This is a genomic window from Duganella sp. 1411, assembly GCF_017833525.1.
In the GTDB taxonomy this organism is placed as follows: domain Bacteria; phylum Pseudomonadota; class Gammaproteobacteria; order Burkholderiales; family Burkholderiaceae_D; genus Rugamonas.
Map to the genome: position 1 here is coordinate 386,982 of NZ_JAFICD010000002.1, position 20,554 is coordinate 407,535.

At 62.8% G+C, this 20,554-nt stretch carries 24 protein-coding genes; 11 read left to right on the forward strand and 13 right to left on the reverse strand.

From position 1 onward, the window contains the following. Positions 1-72 precede the first annotated feature (72 nt). The 3 genes from JOD97_RS13355 (at position 73) to JOD97_RS13365 (ending at position 2,247) form a co-directional block, all read left to right on the forward strand. Positions 73-672, forward strand: a complete 600-nt coding sequence (locus JOD97_RS13355) for an FMN-dependent NADH-azoreductase (protein ID WP_209718270.1) — start codon at positions 73-75, stop codon at positions 670-672. Between the two features lie 49 nt (positions 673-721). Then, positions 722-1,603 (forward strand): pirin family protein, encoded by an 882-nt coding sequence (locus JOD97_RS13360; protein WP_209718273.1) that lies wholly within the window; start codon positions 722-724, stop codon positions 1,601-1,603. 179 nt (positions 1,604-1,782) lie between these two features. Then, the gene (locus tag JOD97_RS13365) at positions 1,783-2,247 is read left to right on the forward strand and encodes a hypothetical protein (RefSeq protein WP_209718276.1); all 465 of its coding nucleotides are present in this window, start codon (positions 1,783-1,785) and stop codon (positions 2,245-2,247) included. On the opposite strand, the gene JOD97_RS13370 is transcribed toward JOD97_RS13365, so the two are convergent. The 4 genes from JOD97_RS13370 to JOD97_RS13385 are packed head-to-tail and all read right to left on the reverse strand — an operon-like array spanning position 2,244 to position 4,722. Then, positions 2,244-3,404, reverse strand: coding sequence for an acyltransferase (locus tag JOD97_RS13370; RefSeq protein ID WP_209718278.1), 1,161 nt, complete (start codon positions 3,402-3,404; stop codon positions 2,244-2,246). The genes JOD97_RS13365 and JOD97_RS13370 overlap by 4 nt on opposite strands. Before the next feature lie 36 nt (positions 3,405-3,440). After that, positions 3,441-3,731, reverse strand: a complete 291-nt coding sequence (locus JOD97_RS13375) for a hypothetical protein (RefSeq protein ID WP_209718282.1) — start codon at positions 3,729-3,731, stop codon at positions 3,441-3,443. Then, positions 3,731-4,366 (reverse strand): DUF1906 domain-containing protein, encoded by a 636-nt coding sequence (locus JOD97_RS13380; protein WP_209718285.1) that lies wholly within the window; start codon positions 4,364-4,366, stop codon positions 3,731-3,733. The genes JOD97_RS13375 and JOD97_RS13380 overlap by 1 nt, the downstream gene beginning before the upstream one ends. Then, on the reverse strand, positions 4,354-4,722 hold the full coding sequence (locus JOD97_RS13385) for a hypothetical protein (protein ID WP_209718288.1): 369 nt from the start codon (positions 4,720-4,722) through the stop codon (positions 4,354-4,356). Before JOD97_RS13385 ends, JOD97_RS13380 begins: the two co-directional genes overlap by 13 nt. Positions 4,723-4,924: 202 nt before the next feature. Here JOD97_RS13385 and JOD97_RS13390 point away from each other — a divergent pair, with 202 nt between their 5' ends. The 3 genes from JOD97_RS13390 to JOD97_RS13400 all read left to right on the forward strand — a co-directional run bounded on the left by JOD97_RS13390 (position 4,925) and on the right by JOD97_RS13400 (position 9,589). After that, a complete protein-coding gene (locus tag JOD97_RS13390) occupies positions 4,925-8,197 on the forward strand; it encodes a winged helix-turn-helix domain-containing protein (RefSeq protein ID WP_209718291.1) in 3,273 nt (1,090 codons plus the stop codon). Then, positions 8,194-8,565: a hypothetical protein gene (locus tag JOD97_RS13395; protein WP_209718294.1), complete on the forward strand. Its 372-nt coding sequence runs from the start codon at positions 8,194-8,196 to the stop codon at positions 8,563-8,565. Before JOD97_RS13390 ends, JOD97_RS13395 begins: the two co-directional genes overlap by 4 nt. 64 nt (positions 8,566-8,629) lie before the next feature. Next, entirely contained in the window at positions 8,630-9,589 is a 960-nt protein-coding gene (locus JOD97_RS13400; protein ID WP_209718296.1) for a succinylglutamate desuccinylase/aspartoacylase family protein, read from the forward strand. Positions 9,590-9,598: 9 nt separating this feature from the next. Here the strand turns inward: JOD97_RS13400 and sugE are convergent, their stop codons facing one another. Then, positions 9,599-9,916 carry a quaternary ammonium compound efflux SMR transporter SugE gene (sugE, locus tag JOD97_RS13405; RefSeq protein WP_209718299.1) on the reverse strand — a complete coding sequence of 106 codons (318 nt, stop codon included), beginning with the start codon at positions 9,914-9,916 and terminating at the stop codon, positions 9,599-9,601. Positions 9,917-10,028: 112 nt separating this feature from the next. Between sugE and JOD97_RS13410 the strand changes: the two genes are divergently transcribed. Continuing rightward, on the forward strand, positions 10,029-10,388 hold the full coding sequence (locus tag JOD97_RS13410) for a DUF1304 domain-containing protein (protein WP_209718302.1): 360 nt from the start codon (positions 10,029-10,031) through the stop codon (positions 10,386-10,388). A 54-nt stretch (positions 10,389-10,442) separates the two neighbouring features. Beyond that, complete coding sequence (locus tag JOD97_RS13415) at positions 10,443-10,772, forward strand: DUF6678 family protein (protein ID WP_209718304.1); 330 nt, start codon at positions 10,443-10,445, stop codon at positions 10,770-10,772. Positions 10,773-10,928: 156 nt separating this feature from the next. Here the strand turns inward: JOD97_RS13415 and JOD97_RS13420 are convergent, their stop codons facing one another. Beyond that, the gene (locus JOD97_RS13420) at positions 10,929-11,453 is read right to left on the reverse strand and encodes a hypothetical protein (RefSeq protein WP_229264433.1); all 525 of its coding nucleotides are present in this window, start codon (positions 11,451-11,453) and stop codon (positions 10,929-10,931) included. A 240-nt stretch (positions 11,454-11,693) separates the two neighbouring features. Continuing rightward, positions 11,694-12,752: a hypothetical protein gene (locus tag JOD97_RS13425; RefSeq protein ID WP_209718307.1), complete on the reverse strand. Its 1,059-nt coding sequence runs from the start codon at positions 12,750-12,752 to the stop codon at positions 11,694-11,696. Between the two features lie 173 nt (positions 12,753-12,925). Here JOD97_RS13425 and JOD97_RS13430 point away from each other — a divergent pair, with 173 nt between their 5' ends. Further along, complete coding sequence (locus JOD97_RS13430; RefSeq protein ID WP_209718309.1) at positions 12,926-13,216, forward strand: helix-turn-helix transcriptional regulator; 291 nt, start codon at positions 12,926-12,928, stop codon at positions 13,214-13,216. 10 nt (positions 13,217-13,226) lie between these two features. Beyond that, positions 13,227-14,285 carry an alkene reductase gene (locus JOD97_RS13435; RefSeq protein ID WP_209718312.1) on the forward strand — a complete coding sequence of 353 codons (1,059 nt, stop codon included), beginning with the start codon at positions 13,227-13,229 and terminating at the stop codon, positions 14,283-14,285. Between the two features lie 231 nt (positions 14,286-14,516). Here JOD97_RS13435 and JOD97_RS13440 read toward each other — a convergent pair whose 3' ends face one another. Next, a complete protein-coding gene (locus tag JOD97_RS13440; RefSeq protein WP_209718315.1) occupies positions 14,517-15,479 on the reverse strand; it encodes an MBL fold metallo-hydrolase in 963 nt (320 codons plus the stop codon). 207 nt (positions 15,480-15,686) lie between these two features. On the opposite strand from JOD97_RS13440, the gene JOD97_RS13445 reads away from it, so the two are divergent. Beyond that, a complete protein-coding gene (locus tag JOD97_RS13445) occupies positions 15,687-16,304 on the forward strand; it encodes a 1-acyl-sn-glycerol-3-phosphate acyltransferase (protein WP_209718318.1) in 618 nt (205 codons plus the stop codon). Between the two features lie 12 nt (positions 16,305-16,316). Here JOD97_RS13445 and JOD97_RS13450 read toward each other — a convergent pair whose 3' ends face one another. The 5 genes from JOD97_RS13450 to ureC all read right to left on the reverse strand — a co-directional run bounded on the left by JOD97_RS13450 (position 16,317) and on the right by ureC (position 20,540). Then, positions 16,317-16,871 (reverse strand): HupE/UreJ family protein, encoded by a 555-nt coding sequence (locus JOD97_RS13450; RefSeq protein WP_209718323.1) that lies wholly within the window; start codon positions 16,869-16,871, stop codon positions 16,317-16,319. Between the two features lie 88 nt (positions 16,872-16,959). Further along, positions 16,960-17,589, reverse strand: a complete 630-nt coding sequence (ureG, locus tag JOD97_RS13455) for an urease accessory protein UreG (RefSeq protein ID WP_209718326.1) — start codon at positions 17,587-17,589, stop codon at positions 16,960-16,962. A 25-nt stretch (positions 17,590-17,614) separates the two neighbouring features. After that, the gene (locus JOD97_RS13460) at positions 17,615-18,295 is read right to left on the reverse strand and encodes an urease accessory protein UreF (protein ID WP_209718329.1); all 681 of its coding nucleotides are present in this window, start codon (positions 18,293-18,295) and stop codon (positions 17,615-17,617) included. Between the two features lie 10 nt (positions 18,296-18,305). Continuing rightward, positions 18,306-18,827, reverse strand: coding sequence for an urease accessory protein UreE (ureE, locus tag JOD97_RS13465; protein ID WP_209718332.1), 522 nt, complete (start codon positions 18,825-18,827; stop codon positions 18,306-18,308). Positions 18,828-18,833: 6 nt separating this feature from the next. Then, a complete protein-coding gene (ureC, locus tag JOD97_RS13470; protein WP_209718335.1) occupies positions 18,834-20,540 on the reverse strand; it encodes an urease subunit alpha in 1,707 nt (568 codons plus the stop codon). Positions 20,541-20,554: the final 14 nt, after the last annotated feature.

Here is a 20,554-nt window from a genome sequence, read left to right on the forward strand (position 1 = left end):
GGTTTTGAACCGATTAAAGTAACTACATCGCAGCAGAAAACAAACAAAACCCCAACATTCAGGAGAACCACCATGAACATCTTGCAAATCAACTCCAGCGCCCGCAGCACCGGTTCCGAATCGACCCGCCTGGCCGACAGCATTGTCGCCAAGCTGCGGGCCGCCCATCCCGGCGCGACGCTGATCCGCCGCGACCTGGCCGCGAATCCGCATCCGGTACTCGACGAGCCGGCTCTGCAAGCCCTGTTCACCCCCGCCGACCAGCGCACCGCCGAGCAAGCGGCCCGCGTGGCGCTGGACGACGCGCTGATCGCCCAGGCGCAGGCGGCCGACACCATCGTCATCGGCTCGCCGATGTATAACTTCGGCGTCACCGTGCAACTGAAAGCGTGGTTCGACGCGATCGCCCGTGCCGGCGTGACGTTCAAATACGGCGCCACCGGCCCGGTCGGCCTGCTGACGGGCAAGAAAGTCTACGTCGCCGTGGCGCGTGGCGGCATGCACAAGGACAGCCCCAACGATGTCCAGCTGGCCCACTTGAAGACTTTCCTGGGCTTCGTCGGCCTGACCGACGTCCAGTTCTTCTACGCCGAAGGCATGGGCATGGGTCCGGACGCGGTGGCCAAGGCGCAAGCCCAGGCGGACGCCGACATCAACGCGGTATTGGTCTAAATTAAACGATGGAACGCGCCCGGCGGCGCGCTCCGCAAAGGAGGAAGTCATGAGCAACGTCATCAGCGATCGCGTTCAACAGGAACGCACCGTGGAGCGCATCATCACCGGCCAGGCCGTGTCGGATGGCGCCGGCGTCAAGATCAACCGTGTCCTGACCCAGAACCTGCAGCGCCGCCTGGACCCGTTTTTGATGCTGGATAATTTCGGCAGCGACCAGGCCAGCGACTACCTGGCCGGTTTCCCCAGCCATCCGCACCGGGGCTTCGAAACCGTCACCTACATGCTGGAGGGGCGCATGCGCCACAAGGACAGCAGCGGCAACGAGGGCCTGCTGACCAACGGCGGCGTGCAATGGATGACGGCCGGGCGCGGCGTGATCCACTCGGAAATGCCGGAGCAGGAAGAAGGCATGATGTCCGGCTTCCAGCTGTGGCTGAACCTGCCGGCGAAGGACAAGATGCGCGCGCCGTGGTACCGCGACTTCAACGGCGACGAGGTGCCGGTCTTCAGCACCGAAAACGGCGTCAAGGTGAAAGTGATCGCCGGCAGCAGCCATGGCGTCGCCGGCGCGGTGCAACGCGAAGTGACCGAGCCGATTTATATCGATGTCGACCTGCCGGCCGGCGCCTCGTTCAGCCAAGCGCTGCCGGAAGGCCACAACGCCTTCATCTTCACGTATCGCGGTGCGGTGCGCGTCGGCGACAAGGATGTAGCGTCGGGCAAGATGGCGATCCTGGCCAACAAGGCGGGCGTTGACGGCGTGAATGTGCATGCGACCGACGCCAGCCGCTTCATCCTGGTCGCCGGCAAGCCGCTCAACGAGCCGATCGCGCAATACGGCCCGTTCGTGATGAACACGCAGGCCGAGGTTTTCGCCGCCGTCGAGGACTTCCGCGCCGGCAAACTGGGTGAGGAAAGCGTCATCTAAACCACGTAGGGCGGATTAGCGCAGCGTAATCCGCCATGCATGCGTCGCGTTAACGCATGCATGGCGGATTACGGCGTACGGCCTCTAAGGCCTACCGGCCAGGTGGGCCGCCTCATCGATGGGCCCCCGGGCGGTTAGCGCGCCTCGCCCGCTAATCCGCCCTACGTTAAAATGCAACCATGATGCCCACTCTTCTCAAATGGTTACGCTATCTCAGCCACGTCCTCGGCTTCGAGACGGCTGATTCCTTCCCGCCCGGCCACCCGTACGAGCGCACCCGCTGGAACGGCGCCTATTTCGATATCGCCTCGGACGTCAAGCCTGACCAGATCGAGAGCCGCCTGTGCGACGCGATCAGCAACACGCCGCTGGTGTTCGGCTACATCACCAATCCCACGCCGCGCATGCAGCGCACGTTACTGGCGATGCTGGAAGAGCGCATGCGCAACAACCGCGGCCGCGCCAGCGAACTGGCGGCGCTGCTGGTCAACGCCTACGACAGCCCGCACATCACCGAAGTCATCCCCGGCCTGCGCGCTGCCATCGCCAGCACCCGCGACGACGACCCGGGCGAGCGTGCCCGCAGCGTCATGGCCTTCCTCGGCTCGACCCAATCGCCGTTCGACGTCATCGAGATGAACTAGGCGGCCAGCGCCTCTGGTGCCGCCTTCGACCCGGCGAAATTGCCCGGGACGAAACGGTCGCGCAATTTCATGAACGGCGTTTCCACCAGCAGGAACAGCAACCAGCCGACGGCGATGCTGGCCAGGCTCATGATGGCGATCGCCTGCCACGAGTCCGGCAACCAGCCGTGGCCGCGCAACGGCACGCGCATCAGCACGCACAACTGCTTGTGCGTCAGGTAAATCGCATACGACCACAGCGCGATGCTGGCCGCGCCCGGCACGCGCCAGCGCTGCAGCAGCGACCCCGGACTCAGCGCCGCGATCAACAGCAAGGTGAAACTCAGGCCCAGCATCGGATAGCCGAACACGGTCATCGCATAGCCGTAGTGATCCTCAAGCAACATCGACCAGGTCAGCGCCAGCATGCCCGCGCCGGCGGCCAGCACCCAGTTGCCGCGCGACGTGATGACCTTCCAGGCGCCCGCGTGATAGTTCCGCACCAGCGCCAGCGCCACGCCGCACACCAGCTCGTCGAAGCGGCACCACGAAGCGTAGTAGATATGGGTGTAATACAGGAAACCGCCTTCGCCGCCGTAACGTGTCCACAAATAGCTGCGCACCGCCGCCCCCGCCAGCAGGCTGCCGATCACCGCCACCCAGGCCCACAGCAAGGACTTGCGGCAGGCCGCGATCAGCAGCGCGACCGCCGGCAACAGCACGTAGAACTGTTCCTCCACGCACAGCGACCAGGCGTGCGAAAACGCCGTGCCCGGGGTCAGCTGTATATTTTGGGTGAAGGTAAGGAACTTCCACAGCGGCGGCAGCACGCTCTCGCCGCGCCAATAAGGCCACAAGGCATACAGCGCCAGCACGAAATAGAAATTCGGCAGGGTGCGCAAGAAGCGGCGCGCGTAAAAGCGCGGCAGCGAGAACCGCTCGGGCCCGGTCTGCTGCCGGCGGATGCCCGACAAGATCTGGTTGCCGATCAGATAGCCGCTCAGCGCGAAAAACAGGTCGACGCCGGTCCAGCCGATCTCGCTCATCCAGCCGAAAGTCGGACTGAAGCTGACGAAGATCATGTAGTGATTCATGAACACCAAAACGATCGCCAGCGCGCGCAAGGTGTCGAGGCCGGAGTTGCGGCCATGCTCGCGGCCAATAAGCGAAGGATTCATGCCCGCATCTTACCGTGCCGCGCCGTTTTTCCAAAGTCAGGGCGAGATCACCATCTCCAGCGTCTGATCGGCCATCGTCAGCACGGCGGTGCTGCCGTCGGCGATCGCGTAGTTTTGGCCGTGGGTGGAATAATAGTTGATCGTCCCCAGGCAAATGCAATCGATCGCCGCGCTGATGCGGTTGCTGATGGTATAGGCGGGCAGCGTCAAGTCCGGCGCGGTGACGAACTTGAGCACCAGATCCTGTCCGGTATTGTTTAAAAAGACGGTCTTGGCCGGCTTGACGGTCTTAAGTGTGGGTATCTCGGTAAATTGAATGGTCGCCACTACAGCACCCTGAATAATCCGGTTGGCAAGCCGTCGTTGCTACGGGCCAGATCGACATGGATCTTCTTGCCATCATCCACCGGCAGCACGCCGGATGCAAGCTGCCTGAGGTTATAGCCGGCATAATCGGCCGCGCCCGCCTCCCCCGAGGGCGAAAGCCAGCTCAGCGACGCCAAACCGCTGGCCACGATCGCGCGGCAACTCGCCGCCGACCCATAGATGCCGATCTGATAGCGCGGCTCGCCCGGCCGCGCCGCGTGGAAGGCTTGGTTGACGCCTTCGAAATAGCGCGTGATCGGACCGGCGATGTCGTCGGCGGTCGGATCGCAATCGACCTCGAAGTAAATGGCCGACCCCGACGGCTGTGTGATGGCCGACTGCGCCATCAGATATGCGGCGGCGCCATCGGCAAGACCTTGCGCCCGGCTGAACGAATGCAAATGGGCGCCGATGGTCTCCCACACCACGCCGATCTGAATGCCGGCGTCGGTCAGCGCCCTGGCCTCGGCCAGCGACAAGTTCTTGCCGGCTTGGTGGCTGTAATAACGCATCGCGAAATCGATTCCTTGTTGCTTAATTGGTATCGCGTGCTGGGTGAGCTCGAACGGCGCCCTGACGCCGGTTAGAACAACCATGGTGCCTCCCTGGATGGCTGGTTGACATCTGAATGCATTTGTTCGCCGGCTGGCTCAACGACATCGATGCAGACCTGATACCCCTCGTCCGGCACCCGGATGCGCAAGGGGTTGCCCAGCCCCTCGACCGCGTAATAGTCGCTCAGCTTGTTGCGCAGCCGCGCCAACTGGACAGCGGCCGCCAGATTCGTTCCAAGGTTCATGCCGGCGCCGGCATCCCTCCCTTGATACTTTTGGTCATCAAAATCTCGAACCAATTGGTCCAACAACGCGCAGCAACCATGTGACATTGCGAAGGTGCGACTGACCGCGATGCGGCGCAGCTCGGCGCGAACATCGTTACGATGGGGTGTCATTGCCGCGCCGGCATACCGACCGCGCGAAGACACAACAGTGTGAGCAGAATGTTTAATAGTTTCCTCAGCCTAATGTTAATATTCACTAAAGGTGCAGACATGAAACAACTGTACCGAATAGACATACAAATGGCCTTCTGGAAACCTTCAGGTAGCCAAGTCGTTGATTTAGATTGTTTTTTCTTGGGCGGAGAAGTTTGGCGTGAACCGTAAAAGCTTCCGTTTTGGCCAGTGGCGCGTCGAGCCGGCCACCAATACGCTCAGTTTTGGTGTGCTCAGCAGACAGCTCGAGCCCCGCGCGATGGATGTTTTGTTACATTTCTGCAAGCATCCGCACGATGTCGTCTCGGCCGACGCGCTGCTGGACGCGTGCTGGGGCGACACCCCGGCCAGCGACAACGCGGTGCACAAAATCATCACCCAGCTGCGCCGGGCGCTCGACGACTCGGCCGCCGAACCGCGCTATATTGAAACTATTCGTAAGCGCGGCTACCGTCTGCTGGCCGAGCTCAGCTACGACGACGACGTCAGCAACGGCAGCTGGCTGCACGCCTCCCCGTTCCGGGGTCTGGAAGCGTTCGAGGAACAACACGCGGCGATCTTCTTCGGCCGCAAGCTCAGCGTCGACCATCTGGTGCGGGTGGTGGTGGCCCAGGTGCAGGAGGCTTGCGCGATGGTGCTGGTGCTCGGACCGTCGGGCGCCGGCAAGACTTCGCTGGTCCAGGCCGGCCTGATTCCCGCGCTCAAGGCGGGCGCCGCACCGGCCGAGTCCGGGCTGGCGATCAGCGACCATGTGCAACTCGACTGCGCCGACATGGGGCAGTCCGGCCTGCTGGAAACACTGGCCAGCGTGTTGCTCGACGCGGAAATCGACGGCCGACTGCTGTTTGAAAACACCAGCGCCGCCGCCCTCGCCTTATATATGGCGCAAGATTTGCCCAGCCTGATAGAAAAACTGCAACACCGCTTGGCGACGATACGGCTGGCGGTCTTCATCGACCGTTTCGAAGCCGTGTTCCGCCTGCCGCATATTGGCGAGCAGGAGCGCGCCGTCTTCATCAACGTGCTGGATCAATTGGCGCGCTCGGGCTGCGTGCTGCTGGTTTTAGCGTGCCGCAACGATTTCTACCCGCATTTGACGGCCTATCCCGCGTTGATGAGTATGAAACTGCGCGGTGGCCACTTCGACCTGACGCCACCAGGCAGCGCCGACATCGCGCAGATCATCCGCCACCCGGCGCAAGTGGCGCAGCTGCGCTACACGGTCGACGCCCACGGCGAAAGCCTGGACGAATTGCTGATCAACACCGCCAAGGCCGGGCCGGACACATTGCCATTGTTGCAATACTGTCTGCAAGAGCTGTACCGTCAGCGCAGTCCCGACGGGGAGTTGAGCCACAAGGCCTACCACGACATGGGCGGCCTGGAGGGCGCCATCGGCGCGCGTGCCGAGCAGGTGATTTCGGTGTTGGGCGAGGCGCAGATCGCCGCCCTGCCCCAGTTATTGTCGCGGCTGGTGCTTGTGGCCGAGGACGAGTCCACCGTCACCTCGCGCCGCGTGCCGTGGTCGGCGTTGAGCAGCGACGACGAAACCAAATTGGTGCAGGCGCTGGTCGACGCCCACTTGTTTGTCAGCGATTTGCACGGCGGCGCGCCGGCATTCGGCATCGCCCACGAAGCGCTGCTGCGCCGCTGGCCGCGCGTGGTCGTGTGGATCGACGAGCATCGCCAGGCATTGCAGACGCGCAGCCGTATCAGCGCCCAAGCCAAACGCTGGCAGGACAGCGGCCGCAAGCGCGACATGCTGCTGCCCTCCGGTACCCAAGCCAATCAAGCACGGCAGTTATTAAAGACGAGCGGTTTCAGTTTCACGCAACAGGAACAGGATTTCGTACATGACTCGCTGATGGGCGTGCGGCGTGGTGAACGGCTGCGGCTGGGGATCATGGTGGCGATGACGACGCTCGCGGTGCTGGCCGGAGGCCTCGGACTTGCCGCCCGCTCGGCCCAGACGCAAGCGGAGGCGCACCGTGCCGAGGCTGAAGGGCTGATGAGCTACATGTTAGGTGAGTTCGTCGAAAAATTGCGCCCGCTGGGTAAGCTGGATTTGCTCGACAGCGTCAGCAGTCGTGCACTGCCATATCTGTCCGACTCTACGCGCGCCACAGGCAGTGATGTCGCACTGCTGCAACGTGCAAAATCACTGCAGTTGATTTCCGAGGTCCGCATTGCACGGTCTGATTCTGCAGGTGCGAACACCGCTCTACTTGCCGGACGCCAGATTTTGCAACAACAATTACAAGCCAGACCGATCGACGTTGCCTTACTGAAAAGTGCTGGGGAAAACGCTTTTTGGCTGGGTCAGATCCATTTTGTTCAAAAGGAATGGGACTATGCGCAGCGATATTTCGACGAGTATTTAATATATGCGGACCGTCAGTCCGCTGCCCACCCCGACGAGGTCAGCGGCTGGATAGAACAATCGTATGCGCATAACAGCCTGGGCACATTGGCATTGCAGCGCGGTGACACCAAGCGCGCGGCGATGGAGTTTGGACTATCGGTGGCGCTCAAAACGCGCGCCTATGCGAAGAGCCCGGACGATAAGCAGTTAGCTGCGGATTTGGCAGACAGCCTGTCTTGGCAAGCCAGCACCCAAATGCAATTAGGGAAACTTGCACAAGCCGAGTCTCTTTATAAACGCGCGCTGACTCTTCTTGAAACGCTCCACGCCGCCTACCCGGAGGATACGCTGTGGATGGAGCAGCTAACCGGAGTATGGTCGCGTCAATCCGAGCTTAAACAAGCACTTGGCGACCTTGGAGGCAGCTCTTACGACGCGCAAAAGGCTCTTATTTTGTCGCAAAGTATGGTGGAAAAAGACCCCAGCAACCGTGCCTGGCAACGCAAGATGCGCATTGCGGAATTACGCGTTATCGAGACGGACCAGAAACAAAATCCGGCCCAGTCTTTAAACCGGTTGGAGAAGCTATCGCAGGTGTTTACCGACATGAGTGTGCTGGAGCCCAAAAGAGTCAACTTGTTGGTCATGGTCGCGCAAATACAACAAAAAAAAGCTGCGCTTCTAATGCAGCAAGGCCAGCCAGTTCTCGCCTCCCAAAGTTTACAACCAGCGCTGAACAAACTAAAACAACTCCATTCAGCATCACCCGCCGACATAACTGTTCGTCGGGCGACGATTGATGCGTTGCTGCTCGCCGCTGATCTTAGCGTAATGCAACGGCAGCAGTCCGACGCGCTGGATCACTGCGAAGGGGTGCGCACGATGTTACGTCAGACGGTCATAGGGGCCAGTGACTTTCAACTGCTCGCCCCTTGGGTTAAAGCCCATGCCTGCCTAAACCAGAGCGATCAAGTCAGCGGCATCAAAAAGCAACTCGAAGCGATGCCATACCGCGATGCGGCCTATCTGCACTATCTTTCCACCCACCCACCAAAGAAAGCGACTTCATGAGTACATTTCCGGCATCCACGTCCTTCGTCAACATTCTGGTTTCGGTTAAACCTAGCACTACTGTACCCGGTACATATGACGTCCTGACGGCACCTGCTGTGCCCGTGATCACTGAAACCGACACTATCATTAATTACCAGATCTTCGATACCGGTGGGTATGACATCGTCTTCACCGGAATGGCTGTCACCCCCTCGATCAACGATCAATTAAGTCCAGCCAGCGTAAGCGTCAGCGGCAAGCTGCTGACTTTCAGCGATGCCAACACGGAGACTATGAACTTGAATATCAGTCTTAAATTCATAGACAAGCGTAAGCCAGAACTCGAATTTTCTCACGATCCGCAAATCAGCAATCGTCCTGACTAAGCAAATCGTTAACCGCCAGCGCCAGCCAATGGCGCTGGCAACGGTTCGCTGGTATAAATACCGCATGACTCCCACCCATCAACTGCAATTCAAATCCGTCGAATACGGCGGCCAACAACCCGGCACGCGCCTGATCGTCACCGGCGCCGTCCACGGCAACGAAACCTGCGGCACCCAAGCCATCCAGCGCGTGTTGCGCGAACTCGACAGCGGCCAACTCGTCATCCGCAACGGCGCCGTCACCTTCGTGCCCATCGCCAATCCACTGGCCTACGCCAAGGGCGAACGCTTCGGCGAACGCAATCTGAACCGCAACCTGTTCCCCAACGATCACCCGCAGGATTTCGAGGACCGCATCGCCAACTGGCTCTGCCCTCTCCTTGCGCGGCACGACGTGCTGCTCGACCTGCACTCGTTCAAAGCCGCCGGCGAACCGTTCGTCATGGTCGGCCCGCGTGACAACGACGGCCCGCTCGAACCGTTCAAGCACGAGCAACAGGAACGCGCGATGGCGCGCCGCCTCGGGGTGCGCCGTTTCGTCGACGGCTGGCTGCGCACCTACGGCGCCGGCGTGCGACGCCGCCTGCGCGGCGACAGCCAGCTCGAAACCGTGCTGCGCTACGGCATGGGCACCACCGAATACATGCGTAGCACCGGCGGCTACGCGCTCACGCTCGAATGCGGCGAGCACACCGACCCGCAAGCGCCCGAAGTCGCCTATCGCGCCATCCTGAACACGCTGGCCTTCCTCGGCCTGATCGACGCGCCCGCGCCGCCGCCGATCGCCGACGAGGCGATGGAGGCGCTGAGCATGGTCGCCGTCTACGACAAGGTCAGCGCCGACGATACCTTCACCCGCGCGTGGGCCAGCTTTGACCCGGTGCGCAAGGACGAGCAGATCGGCACGCGCGCCGACGGCACGCCGGTGCTGGCCGAGTTCGACGGCCGCATCCTGTTCCCCGACAGCGCAGCCGGCGCCAACAGCGAGTGGTACTACCTCGCCCGCGCCAATCCGGGCTTCTGACGATAGCGGTCAAACGGTGCTGAGTTTGAGGCCGACGATGCCGCCGACGATCATGGCGATGCACGCCAGCCGCACCGCGCTGGCCGGCTCGTTCAGCGCGACGATGCCGTAGATCACGGTACCGACGGTGCCGATGCCGGTCCAGATCGCGTAGGCCGTGCCCAGCGGCAGCGTGCGCAGCGCCAGACCCAGCATGCCTATGCTGCCGAGCATCGCGGCCAAGGTCCACAACGTCGGTATCAGCTTGGTGAAGCCGTGCGTGTATTTGAGTCCCACCGCCCAGGTAACTTCCAGCAGGCCGGCGATGATGAGGATGATCCAGGTCATTGCTACTCCAGTGTTGCGGCAAGGCCGGAACTATATCAGTTGCAACAAAATTATGCCCAAGCCGGCCGCGCCTCGGTGATAATCAGCGCTCAACTATAAAAAAGGAGCGACCATGCTTTTAATGGCCCAGATCGTCACCGGCGTCGTGGCACTGATACACATCTATATCGTCCTGCTGGAGACGGCGCTGTTCGACACGCGCGGGCGCAAGGTCTTCGGCCTGAGCAAAGAAAAAGCCGACATCGTCCGGCCGGCCATGTCCAACCAGGGTTGCTACAACGGTTTTCTGGTCGCCGCGCTGGTGGTCGGCTTTGTCCATCCGAACCCGGCGATCGCGTCGGCCTTCACGGTGTTCGGCTTGTGCTGCGTGGCCGTGGCCGGCGTTTGGGGTGGCTTGACGGTCAAGCGCAGCATCTTGCTGATCCAGACGGTGCCGGCGGTGATCGCATTGGCGCTGCACTTCGCGGTGTGATAGCTGACCTCGAGCGGCCGGAAACGGACCCAGCCAAATAGAAGGAGCCGGCGCATGCAGCCATTGATGAACGATACGAAGTGGGACGAGCTGCGACTTGCGATGTATGGTCTCGGACCTCTTTCACCGAAGTGGCGCGCACTGGATGCGGAAAATGGACATCTCTCAGATTGGGATGGCGAATGGTTTTACCACTTCAGGAATGGCGGATACAAATTCATAGAGTGGCTTGAAATCGCTACCGAATCCCCTGAACAAAGGCATGCGGTACTAGCCGGGTTGGCTAAGGCCCATGTGCCAGGGTATTCGACAGAAATGGGCTTTCGAATTCTCGGTTACGCTGGACTAGGCGTCACAATTAATCACTTGGGCGTCGGCGCATAACGGCGAATAGCCGACGTTCCTTGATCATTGCATTCGGATTTTGCTGAATTAATAGGCAACGTCTTCCAGCCGATAGCGGAATTTTCTGCGCTCCGGCAAGTCCCATCCTGGCTCGCGATCGGTGTTGCGCGCTGCCTGGCCAGCTGGGAACGGGGCCTACGGCGCCGGCAAGATTGCCGTTGATCCAACCGGCAGCGGCGGCACTGCGGTGGGGCCAGTCGGGATCGTAGCGGTTGGCGTGGCGGCAGCCGGCTTGGCCGCCTCGATCAGTTCATCGCGCAGCCGGCACGCTATTTTGAAGGTCTTGTCGCCCGGACGGCGGATAAATAAGTCCTGCCACGCATTGCGCGTCGAGCGGGCGAACGATTGGGCGAACTGGTTCGGCGACACCGCGCGGCCATCGTGAATGATCTGATCGCCTTCAACGCGCGCGTAGTTGTTTTCGCCGTAGCTCCACGATTTCAAGACGGTGCCTTCGGGAAGGAACAGCGATTTCCATTGATAGCCGTGCATGTCCTCAGGGTCCGCGCTCGGCGCGAATCTGGCCGGGTCTTCCAGCCAGCATTCGACGGCCTTCGTCATGGCTTCCGAAATGTCCTGCGAGCCATCACGGCGGCGCAGCTTTTCTATCAGTTGGAGCAGGGTGTCGGTAGGCAGTTGCACGGTCACTGTGGTATTCATCCGATTTTCTCCCCTATTTTGTTCTGCTTTGTCATATTTAGACCGGGAAGCGCGGCGATAGTCCAATCACGGGGAAAATAGGGAAAAACAGGGCCGAAAATCGGGCTTTTGCTACAATGAGTTGGGCGGCCCACCCCTGTGCATACTCCTACGGGGGAGCGCGATGGAATTCCTGCTCCTACGTGAGGGACGAGGGCCGCTTTGCGGCGAAAGCCGACCCTAACCCCAAAACCGTTGCGATCAGTCCAGCCGCGGCTTGGCGACGGACATGCTCGGCAGCGTGATGGTCTGCACCACCACCGGCGTGGTCTCGGTCTGCGGCCGCGCGCCGCTGCCGCGCAGCGCCAGCAGCCATCCGATGCCGTCGAACCAGAACGGCGCCCCCAGCGACGAGGCGAAGGCGGTCACAATCCAACCCATCAGCGCAAACGCGAGCGCGCCCAGGAAGGCGCGAACACCCTTGCCGTCGGCGCCGTCGAAGCGCGCGGACGGCCAGCCGATCGGCAATTTCTCCACCATCTGCCATTCTTTTTTGGCGACGGCGGCCTGCTCCAGCGGCGTCGCGGCCGGCGCGCCGGCGGCCGGCGGAACCGGCGGCTTCAGCCGTCCGCTGGCGACGCCGTCGGCGCCCTGCTGCGCCAGCTGGGCCGCCACCTGCTCGTCGCCCCACAGGCGTTTGCTCAGTTCGATGGCGTCGATGTTCATCGCGGTGGCGTAGAACAGGCCGACACAAAACAACACCAGCTGCGAGCGCCGCTTGTACCAGCCGGTGATGCGCTCCATCACCGTTTCGTACCAGATGCGCACGGCGTTTTCCAGTGCCGCCACGTCGTCCGGGCCCTCCCCCATGATCGCCAGCAAGGTGCGGGCCAATCCCTCGTTGCCGACCTGCGCCAGCAGCATCGCGGCCGTCTGCGCCTTGCCGTATTTGGCCGTCAAGGTCGACACGAACGCGCGCGCGAAAATGGTCGACGGGATGTACGACGGCATGCGCCCCCGCTGCGCCATGCCCTGGATCAGCGGATGGTCCATGACGGCGGCGGTCAGCGAGGCCGCGCCCAGCTTGTCGAGGCCGAAGCCGGTGTCGAGCCGCAACAGCCGCTTGATCGATGGGATAATGCCGCGCACGCGCGGTTTGCCGCCGGACTCGTGCAGCATCGTCAGCACGCCGTCGAGCAGCAACTTGGCGCGCGTCTGGAACAGCGAGGCGATCGCCTCGCGCGTCGCGCTGCACAGCAGGCTGACGGCCAGAAAGGTGTACGACAACCCGATGGCCACATCCAGATAATGGCTAGACATATGCGCCTCGTTAGAATTCGGTCAATGTTCCAGTAACATAAAGGATTTTTCAGCCGTTAGCCAGCCGCGAGCACGAATTTCATTTATATCGTAAGATACCGATATTGAAATCGGAAAAATACGATACATATATCGTCATAAGCCGATTCAATTTTTGACCCAGGTGAACCCAGATGGACATAGACGCGATACACAAAGCCCTTGCCAACCCGATGCGCCGCCAGATCCTGGCGTGGCTGAAGGACCCGGAACAGTACTTTCCGGAGCAGGCGCACCCGCACAGTTTTGGCGTGTGCGCGGGCCAGATCGACCACCGCGCGGCGCTGTCGCAATCGACGGTGTCGGCGCACTTGTCCATTCTGCTCAAAGCCGGCCTGATCAAGTCTCACCGGGTCGGTCAATGGAACTACTTTAAACGCGACGAAGCGACCATCCAGGCCTTCATCGACCAAATGACACTATAGGAAACTCATCATGGCTAACCTCTTCGACCCGATCACCATTGGCGACCTCACGCTGAAAAACCGCGTCATCATGGCGCCGCTGACGCGCGCCCGCGCCATCGGTGGCGCCCGCGTGCCGAACGCGCTGATGGCCAAGTACTACGAACAGCGCGCCAGCGCCGGCCTGATCCTGAGCGAGGCGACCTCGGTCACCCCGCAGGGCGTGGGCTACGCCGACACGCCGGGCCTGTGGTCCGACGAGCAGGTGGAAGGCTGGAAGGAAGTGACGGCGGCGGTGCACGCGGCCGGCGGCCTGATCTTCGCCCAGCTGTGGCACGTGGGCCGCATCTCCGATCCGGAGCTGCTGGACGGCCAGGCGCCGGTGGCGCCGAGCGCGATCGCCGCCGAAGGCCACGTCAGCCTGCTGCGTCCGATGCGCGCCTACCCGGTGCCGCGCGCGCTGGAGACGGAAGAGTTGGCCGGCATCGTCGCCGCCTACAAGAAAGGCGCGGAAAACGCCAAGAAGGCCGGCTTCGACGGCGTGGAGATCCACGGCGCCAACGGCTACCTGCTCGACCAGTTCCTGCAAGACAAAACCAACCAGCGCACCGACAACTACGGCGGCCCGATTGAAAACCGCGCCCGCCTGATGCTGGAAGTGACCGACGCCTGCATCGCGGTATGGGGCGCCGATCGCGTCGGCATGCACCTGGCGCCGCGGCGTGACTCGCACGACATGGGCGACTCCGATCCGGCGGCCACCTTCGGCTACGTCGCGCGCGAGCTGGGCAAGCGCAAGATCGCCTTCATCTGCGCGCGCGAAGCGGTGGGCGAGGACAGCCTGGGACCGTTGCTGAAGAAGGAATTCGGCGGCGTGTACATCGCCAATGAAAGCATGGACAAGCAGACCGCGCAGAATCTGTTGGACGCCGGCACGGCCGACGCCATCGCCTTCGGCAAGGCGTTCATCTCGAATCCGGACTTGCCGCGCCGGCTGCAGACCGAGGCGCCGCTGAACGAATGGAAGCCGGAAACGTTCTACGGCCAGGACGGCGTCGGCTACACCGACTACCCGGCGCTGGCGTCGTAATTGGTGTGAGTCCCCGGCGGCTGAATTTGCCGGGGATCACGTAGGGCGGATTAGCGCAGCGTAATCGGCCATGTATGCGCCGTCGATGACGCATGCATGGCCGATTACGGCGTTCCGCCTAATCCGCCCTACGTGTCTCCGGGTCGCTCAACCGGCGGTGGATTTGGCGGGGATCACGTAGGGCGGATTAGCGGAGCGTAATCCGCCAAGCTCCGCCAACACATCAAACCATCAACGCGGCTGGGTATAGTTGATCGGCACGTACTGGTAACCCTTGCCTTGCGCACGCACGTGGCCCAGGGCCGGGAACGACAGGTGCGCCGCGCCGATCAGATAGCCGCCCTTGGCCGCGGCCGCGAACGCTTCCTTGCGCTCGGCGATGGCGATCGTGCTGTCCGTGTCGAACTGGATGCCGACGCCCGGGTCGTCAAACTGCACGCCCTGCACATGCAGCAAATCGCCCAGCAACACCAGCTTCTGCCCCTTGCTCTCGACCACATAGGTGATGTGGCCCACCGTGTGCCCACCATTAAAGTACGACTTAATCCCCGGCACCAGCTCGCTGTTGGCGACGATGGGCTGGAACTTGCCGGCCTTGACGTACGGATTGATCGATACCATCGGCCCCTGGAAACTATCCTTCGCCTCCGGCGCCGCCTTGTCCAGATTGGCCTGGTTCAAATAGTAATCGGCGTCGAGCTTGCCCGCGCGCACGATGGCGTTCGGGAACACGCGCTGCTCGTTGCTGGCCAGGCCGCCGACGTGGTCGCTGTGCATGTGCGTGATGTAGATCTCGTCGACCTGCTCCGGCTTGTAACCGGACGCCTTCAAATTACCCACCAGTTGCCCCAGCGTCGGTCCGAACAGGCTGGCGGCGCCGGCGTCGATCAGGATCAGCTTGCTGCCGGTGTTGATCAGAAAACCGTTGACCGAGGTTTGGATCGGGCTCTTCTCGAACACCTTGGCCAGCGCCGCGTCGGTCTTGGCCGCCGGCTGCTTGAGCAGTTTGTTGACCGGCAGGTCCAGCGTGCCATCGTTGAGCACGGTGACTTCGAAGTCGCCCAACGTGGTGCGATAAAAACCGGGCGCCTGGAACTTGGCCATCGGTGCGGCGGCCTCAACCGGCGCGGTGGCAAAGGCGGCGGCGACCGCAACGATGACGGCAACCGGTTGGGTCAATTTAGTCGAGATCATGGTTCCCCTTTTTTTTGCGAATTATCAAGAACGCTACAATACATCAATTGCATCGAACTTGTGCCGGCCCGTGGCAAATTGTGCCGGGCCGGAATGGCTTGCCCCGCCGCCCGCCCCAATATAGAATGCCTGCGCGCTTTTTTTGACGAGGTCTATGCCAACCTGTCAATAGTGAAAATAAGATAAAACAACGACGGGGTGGGATGGATGAGCGATTTTGAACTGAAACCGGCGACGCTGCCGACCTTGGCGCAGCGCCTGTCGCTGCGCGCCCTGAACCTGTTCGGCTGGCGCATGCTGTACCGTCCCCTACCCGGTCCGCGCGGCATCATGGTCATCTATCCGCACACCTCCAACTGGGACTTCCCCATCGGCCTGCTGGGCAAATGGGCGCTGGACCTGCCGTTCCGCTGGCTGGCCAAGGATACGCTGTTCAAGTCACCGCTGGGCAAGTGGTTCCGCGCACTGGGGGGCGAGCCGGTCGAACGCGGCACGCCGAGCGGCACCATCAAAACCCAGGCGGCGCGCATGAACGCGGCCGACTGGTACTGGGTCGGCATCACGCCGGAAGGCACGCGCGCCTATCGCCCGACCTGGAAGAGCGGCTTCTATCATCTGGCGCTGGAGGCCAAGGTGCCGCTGGTGCTGGTGTATATCGATTATCCGAACAAGACGCTCGGCCTGGTCGACCATGTGTTTCCGACCGGCGACCAGGAGGCCGACCTGGCCGCCATCCGCGCCGGCTTCGAGGGACATCTGGGACTGTATCCGCAAAACGCGGCGCCGATCGTGCTGTCCGAGCGCCGCGCCGAGCCGCGCGAATAGAGTCCACTAGATTCAGACCGTCGCCGCCAGCATCACGCCGGTGGCGGCGATCGCGGCGCCGGAGACCTTCAGCGCCAGCGCGGGGCTGACGCGGCCCAGCATCCGGCCGCCGTGGACCAGCACCGCGCTGACCAGCAGCAAGCCGAAGGCGCTGGCCGCCGCCGGCAGTTCGTGGCCGTGCGCGTTGCCGTGCAGGACGGCGAACACGCCCACCATCGATACGCCCACCGCCGCCGGCAGGCGCGCGGCCAGCGCGATCAGAACACCCATTGTCGCCACCGTCAACGCGATGCCGGTTTCCAGGCCGGGGATCGTCAGGCCGGCCACGCCGGTCAGCACGCCGACCAGCACCATGCCGATGAAGGTCGCCGGCAGCCATTTGGCGTTCGGCTGGCGCACGCTCCAGATGCCGACGGCGACCATCGCCAGCAGGTGATCGAGGCCGGTGAAGGGGTGGGCGAAGCCGTCCAGGAAGCCGTGGACGTGCGCGCCACCAGCTTGCGGGTGGGCGGCGGCGGCGCTGCTGGCCAGCGCCAGCAGGATGGCGAGTGTGGATTTTTTTGACATTGGATCTCCCTGTTGAATATGCGTTTCGACGGCTCGTGCATTGGCGGATTACGGCGTTCCGCCTAATCCGCCCTACGTGATCATGTGGTTACGCGGCGTGCGCGGCCTGCCCCAGCAGGCCCTGCTCGCGGATGAAATCGATGACGGCGGCCACGCCGTCGCCGCTGCGCAGATTGGTGAAGATGAACGGGCGCGCGCCCCGCTGCTGCTTGGCGTCGCGCGCCATCACGTCCAGATCGGCGCCCACGTGCGGCGCCAGGTCGGTCTTGTTGATGATGAGCAGATCGGAACGCGTGATGCCGGGACCACCCTTGCGCGGAATCTTCTCGCCGCCGGCGACATCGATCACATAGATCGTCAAGTCCGACAACTCCGGGCTGAACGTCGCCGCCAGATTGTCGCCACCCGATTCCACCAGTATCAGGTCCAGGTTCGGAAAATCGGCCTGCATCCGCGCGATCGCCTCCAAGTTGATCGACGCGTCCTCGCGGATCGCCGTGTGCGGGCAGCCGCCCGTCTCCACACCCATCAACCGTTCGGCCGGCAGCGCGTCGGCGCGCAGCAGGATCTCCATGTCCTCCTTGGTGTAGATGTCGTTGGTGATGACGGCCATGTCGAACTGGTCGCGCATGCCCTTGCAGAGCATTTCGCACAGCGCCGTCTTGCCGGAACCAACCGGGCCGCCGATGCCGACGCGTAAAGGATTTGAAGTTTTCATATGTTTTATATTGTTTATCTAGTATTCATGATCGGTAAAGGCGGCTGTACTGGACCTCGTGCTTCATCGACAGCAGCGACAATCCCGGCGCCCAGTTGCACATGTCGTCGTCGGCGACGGTTTGCGCATGGCGGGCGGCCGCTTCGATGTCGGCCCGCAGCGACAGCAGCATGCGCTGGCCCGCCACCTGCCCCAGCGGCACGGATTTGACGCACACCAGCACCTGGTTTTCGGCCCACGCGAACAGCATCGCCAGCAGCGCGGCGTCGTGCGGGATCTCCAGCGCGGCCACCGCGCAGGCGAAGGCGGTCGGCAAGGCCACTTCCGGCTCCCCCTGCAAGCGCGCCAGCATCTCGGCATCGACGATATCCAGTTCGGCCACCAGCTTGGTCAGCGAATAGCCCATCTGGATGGTCTCGGCGCGGAATTCGGCGCTGTCGCGCGAGGCGATGAAACGCTCGCTCCAGTCGGCCACCGCCGCCCAGTCGCGACGCGACCACGCCCGCATCAACCGCCAGGCGATCGGCGCCTCCCATTGCGCCACCACCTCGTGCAGGTGACGCAGTATCCACGCGCGCGCCTGCTCGGCGTTGGCGACCATGCCGTTTTCCAGCGCCGCCTCCAGCCCCTGCGAATAGCTGTACGCGCCGATCGGCAGGGCCGGACTGGCGAATTGCAGCAGATTCAGTAACGCCGATGCTTGCATCAGAATCGGCTCACTTCGGATCGCTGGGGCGGTGGATCTTCTGGCGCAGCGGGATCGGCGCCAGCGGATGATGACCTCCGTCGTCGTGGTGCGCGTGCCCGCCCCCATACGCGCCCGATTCCGGCTCGAAGGCGGCCTGCTCCTCCTCCACCCTGGCACCCAGGCCGGCCAGCATTTCCTTGAGCACCGCGTCGGCGCGGATGCGCAGGAAGCCGTCGCCGACCTGCGCCTGCGTGTGGCGGTTACCGAGGTGGAAGGCGCAGCGCAGCAAGGTGTGCGCGTCGGCGCAGGTGACCTTGTAGGTCGGTTCCGGCGCGGCCACCACCTTGACGACGCGCTTGTCCTCGCCCGTCAGCAGGTCGCCGTCGCGCAGCACGGTGCCGCGCACGGTGAAGACGGCGACGTCCTCGCCGGTATCGAGCGTGGCGCGCAGGCGGCATTTTTCGCGCAGTTCGTAGGGCAGCACCAGGCGCGCCGCGATGTTGGCGGCCGCGTGGTCCACGGGTGAAATCTTGGTGTGAAGTGTCAGCATAAGTAATTAGAACAGGAAGTAACGCTGCGCCATCGGCAGCACGGAGGCGGCCTCGCAGACCAGCAGCTCGCCGTCGGCGCGCACTTCGTAGGTTTCGGGATCGACTTCCATCTTCGGCGTGGCGCCGTTGTGGATCATGTGGTGTTTGCGCAGCGCGCGCATGTCCTTGGCGACGATCAGCGTTTTATTCAGTTTGAGCTTGTCGCCGATGCCGTCGTCGAACGCCGCCTGCGAGACGAAGGTGAACGACTTTTTCAGCCCTCCACCGAAGGCGCCGAACATCATCCGGTAATGCACCGGCTGCGGCGTCGGGATCGACGCGTTCGGGTCGCCCATCTGCGCGGCGGCGATCATGCCGCCCTTGAGTATCGTCGACGGTTTGACGCCGAAGAAGGCCGGCTTCCACAGCACCAGGTCGGCGATCTTGCCCACCTCCACCGAGCCTACCGCGTGCGCGATGCCGTGCGTGATGGCGGGATTGATCGTGTACTTGGCGATATAGCGCTTGACGCGGAAGTTGTCGTTGCGCGAGGAGTCCGGCGCCAGCGGTCCGCGCTGCACCTTCATCTTGTGCGCCGTCTGCCAGGTGCGCATGACCACCTCGCCGACGCGGCCCATGGCCTGCGAGTCGGACGACATCATCGAGATGGCGCCGATGTCGTGCAGGATGTCCTCGGCCGCGATGGTCTCGCGGCGGATGCGCGATTCGGCGAAGGCCACGTCCTCGGCGATCGCCGCGTCGAGGTGGTGGCAGACCATCAGCATGTCGAGGTGCTCGTCGAGCGTGTTGACGGTGAACGGGCGGGTTGGATTGGTCGACGACGGCAGCACATTGCCCTCGCCGACGGCGGCGATGATGTCCGGCGCGTGGCCGCCGCCCGCGCCCTCGGTGTGGAAGGTGTGGATGGTGCGGTCCTTGAAGGCGGCCAGCGTGTCGGCCAGGTAGCCGCCCTCGTTGAGCGTGTCGCTGTGGATCGCCACCTGGATGTCCATCTTGTCGGCCACGCTCAGGCAGTTGTCGATGGCGGCCGGCGTGCTGCCCCAGTCCTCGTGCAGTTTGAGGCCGATGGCGCCGGCCCGCACCTGCTCCTCGAGCGGCGCCGGCAGGCTGACGTTGCCTTTGCCGAGAAAGCCCAGGTTCATCGGGAAGGCGTCGGCCGCGCCCAGCATCGAATGCAAGTGCCACGGCCCCGGCGTGCAGGTGGTGGCCGAGGTGCCGGCCGACGGCCCGGTGCCGCCGCCGATCATCGTCGTCACGCCGCTCATCAAGGCCTCCTCGATCTGCTGCGGGCAAATGAAATGGATATGGGTGTCGACGCCGCCGGCGGTGACGATCATGCCTTCGCCGGCGATGATCTCGGTGGCGCCGGCGATGGCCATCGTCACGCCGGGCTGGATGTCCGGGTTGCCGGCCTTGCCGATGGCGGCGATCATGCCGTCCTTCAGGCCGATGTCGGCCTTGACGATGCCCCAGTGGTCGACGATCACCGCGTTGGTGATGACGGTGTCCATGACCATCGGGTCGGCGCGCACGCGCTGCGACTGGCCCATGCCGTCGCGGATCACTTTGCCGCCGCCAAATTTGACTTCTTCGCCGTAGATGGCGTAATCGTGCTCGATTTCGATAAACAGTTCGGTGTCTGCCAGACGGACGCGGTCCCCTTTGGTGGGACCGAACATTTCCGAGTAGGCGCGGCGCGAGATTGTAGCCATGTTAGCCTTTTATT

Coding starts and splice junctions, on each gene's coding strand:
- JOD97_RS13385 (WP_209718288.1), bottom strand. CDS start 4,722: ATGACACCCCATCGTAACGATGTTCGCGCCGAGCTGCGCCGCATCGCG.
- sugE (WP_209718299.1), bottom strand. CDS start 9,916: ATGACCTGGATCATCCTCATCATCGCCGGCCTGCTGGAAGTTACCTGG.
- JOD97_RS13415 (WP_209718304.1), top strand. CDS start 10,443: ATGCAGCCATTGATGAACGATACGAAGTGGGACGAGCTGCGACTTGCG.
- JOD97_RS13395 (WP_209718294.1), top strand. CDS start 8,194: ATGAGTACATTTCCGGCATCCACGTCCTTCGTCAACATTCTGGTTTCG.
- JOD97_RS13370 (WP_209718278.1), bottom strand. CDS start 3,404: ATGAATCCTTCGCTTATTGGCCGCGAGCATGGCCGCAACTCCGGCCTC.
- JOD97_RS13420 (WP_229264433.1), bottom strand. CDS start 11,453: ATGAATACCACAGTGACCGTGCAACTGCCTACCGACACCCTGCTCCAA.
- JOD97_RS13445 (WP_209718318.1), top strand. CDS start 15,687: ATGAGCGATTTTGAACTGAAACCGGCGACGCTGCCGACCTTGGCGCAG.
- ureE (WP_209718332.1), bottom strand. CDS start 18,827: ATGCTGACACTTCACACCAAGATTTCACCCGTGGACCACGCGGCCGCC.
- JOD97_RS13355 (WP_209718270.1), top strand. CDS start 73: ATGAACATCTTGCAAATCAACTCCAGCGCCCGCAGCACCGGTTCCGAA.
- JOD97_RS13380 (WP_209718285.1), bottom strand. CDS start 4,366: ATGGTTGTTCTAACCGGCGTCAGGGCGCCGTTCGAGCTCACCCAGCAC.
- JOD97_RS13365 (WP_209718276.1), top strand. CDS start 1,783: ATGATGCCCACTCTTCTCAAATGGTTACGCTATCTCAGCCACGTCCTC.
- JOD97_RS13410 (WP_209718302.1), top strand. CDS start 10,029: ATGCTTTTAATGGCCCAGATCGTCACCGGCGTCGTGGCACTGATACAC.
- JOD97_RS13435 (WP_209718312.1), top strand. CDS start 13,227: ATGGCTAACCTCTTCGACCCGATCACCATTGGCGACCTCACGCTGAAA.
- JOD97_RS13450 (WP_209718323.1), bottom strand. CDS start 16,871: ATGTCAAAAAAATCCACACTCGCCATCCTGCTGGCGCTGGCCAGCAGC.
- JOD97_RS13430 (WP_209718309.1), top strand. CDS start 12,926: ATGGACATAGACGCGATACACAAAGCCCTTGCCAACCCGATGCGCCGC.
- JOD97_RS13400 (WP_209718296.1), top strand. CDS start 8,630: ATGACTCCCACCCATCAACTGCAATTCAAATCCGTCGAATACGGCGGC.
- ureC (WP_209718335.1), bottom strand. CDS start 20,540: ATGGCTACAATCTCGCGCCGCGCCTACTCGGAAATGTTCGGTCCCACC.
- JOD97_RS13440 (WP_209718315.1), bottom strand. CDS start 15,479: ATGATCTCGACTAAATTGACCCAACCGGTTGCCGTCATCGTTGCGGTC.
- ureG (WP_209718326.1), bottom strand. CDS start 17,589: ATGAAAACTTCAAATCCTTTACGCGTCGGCATCGGCGGCCCGGTTGGT.
- JOD97_RS13460 (WP_209718329.1), bottom strand. CDS start 18,295: ATGCAAGCATCGGCGTTACTGAATCTGCTGCAATTCGCCAGTCCGGCC.
- JOD97_RS13360 (WP_209718273.1), top strand. CDS start 722: ATGAGCAACGTCATCAGCGATCGCGTTCAACAGGAACGCACCGTGGAG.
- JOD97_RS13425 (WP_209718307.1), bottom strand. CDS start 12,752: ATGTCTAGCCATTATCTGGATGTGGCCATCGGGTTGTCGTACACCTTT.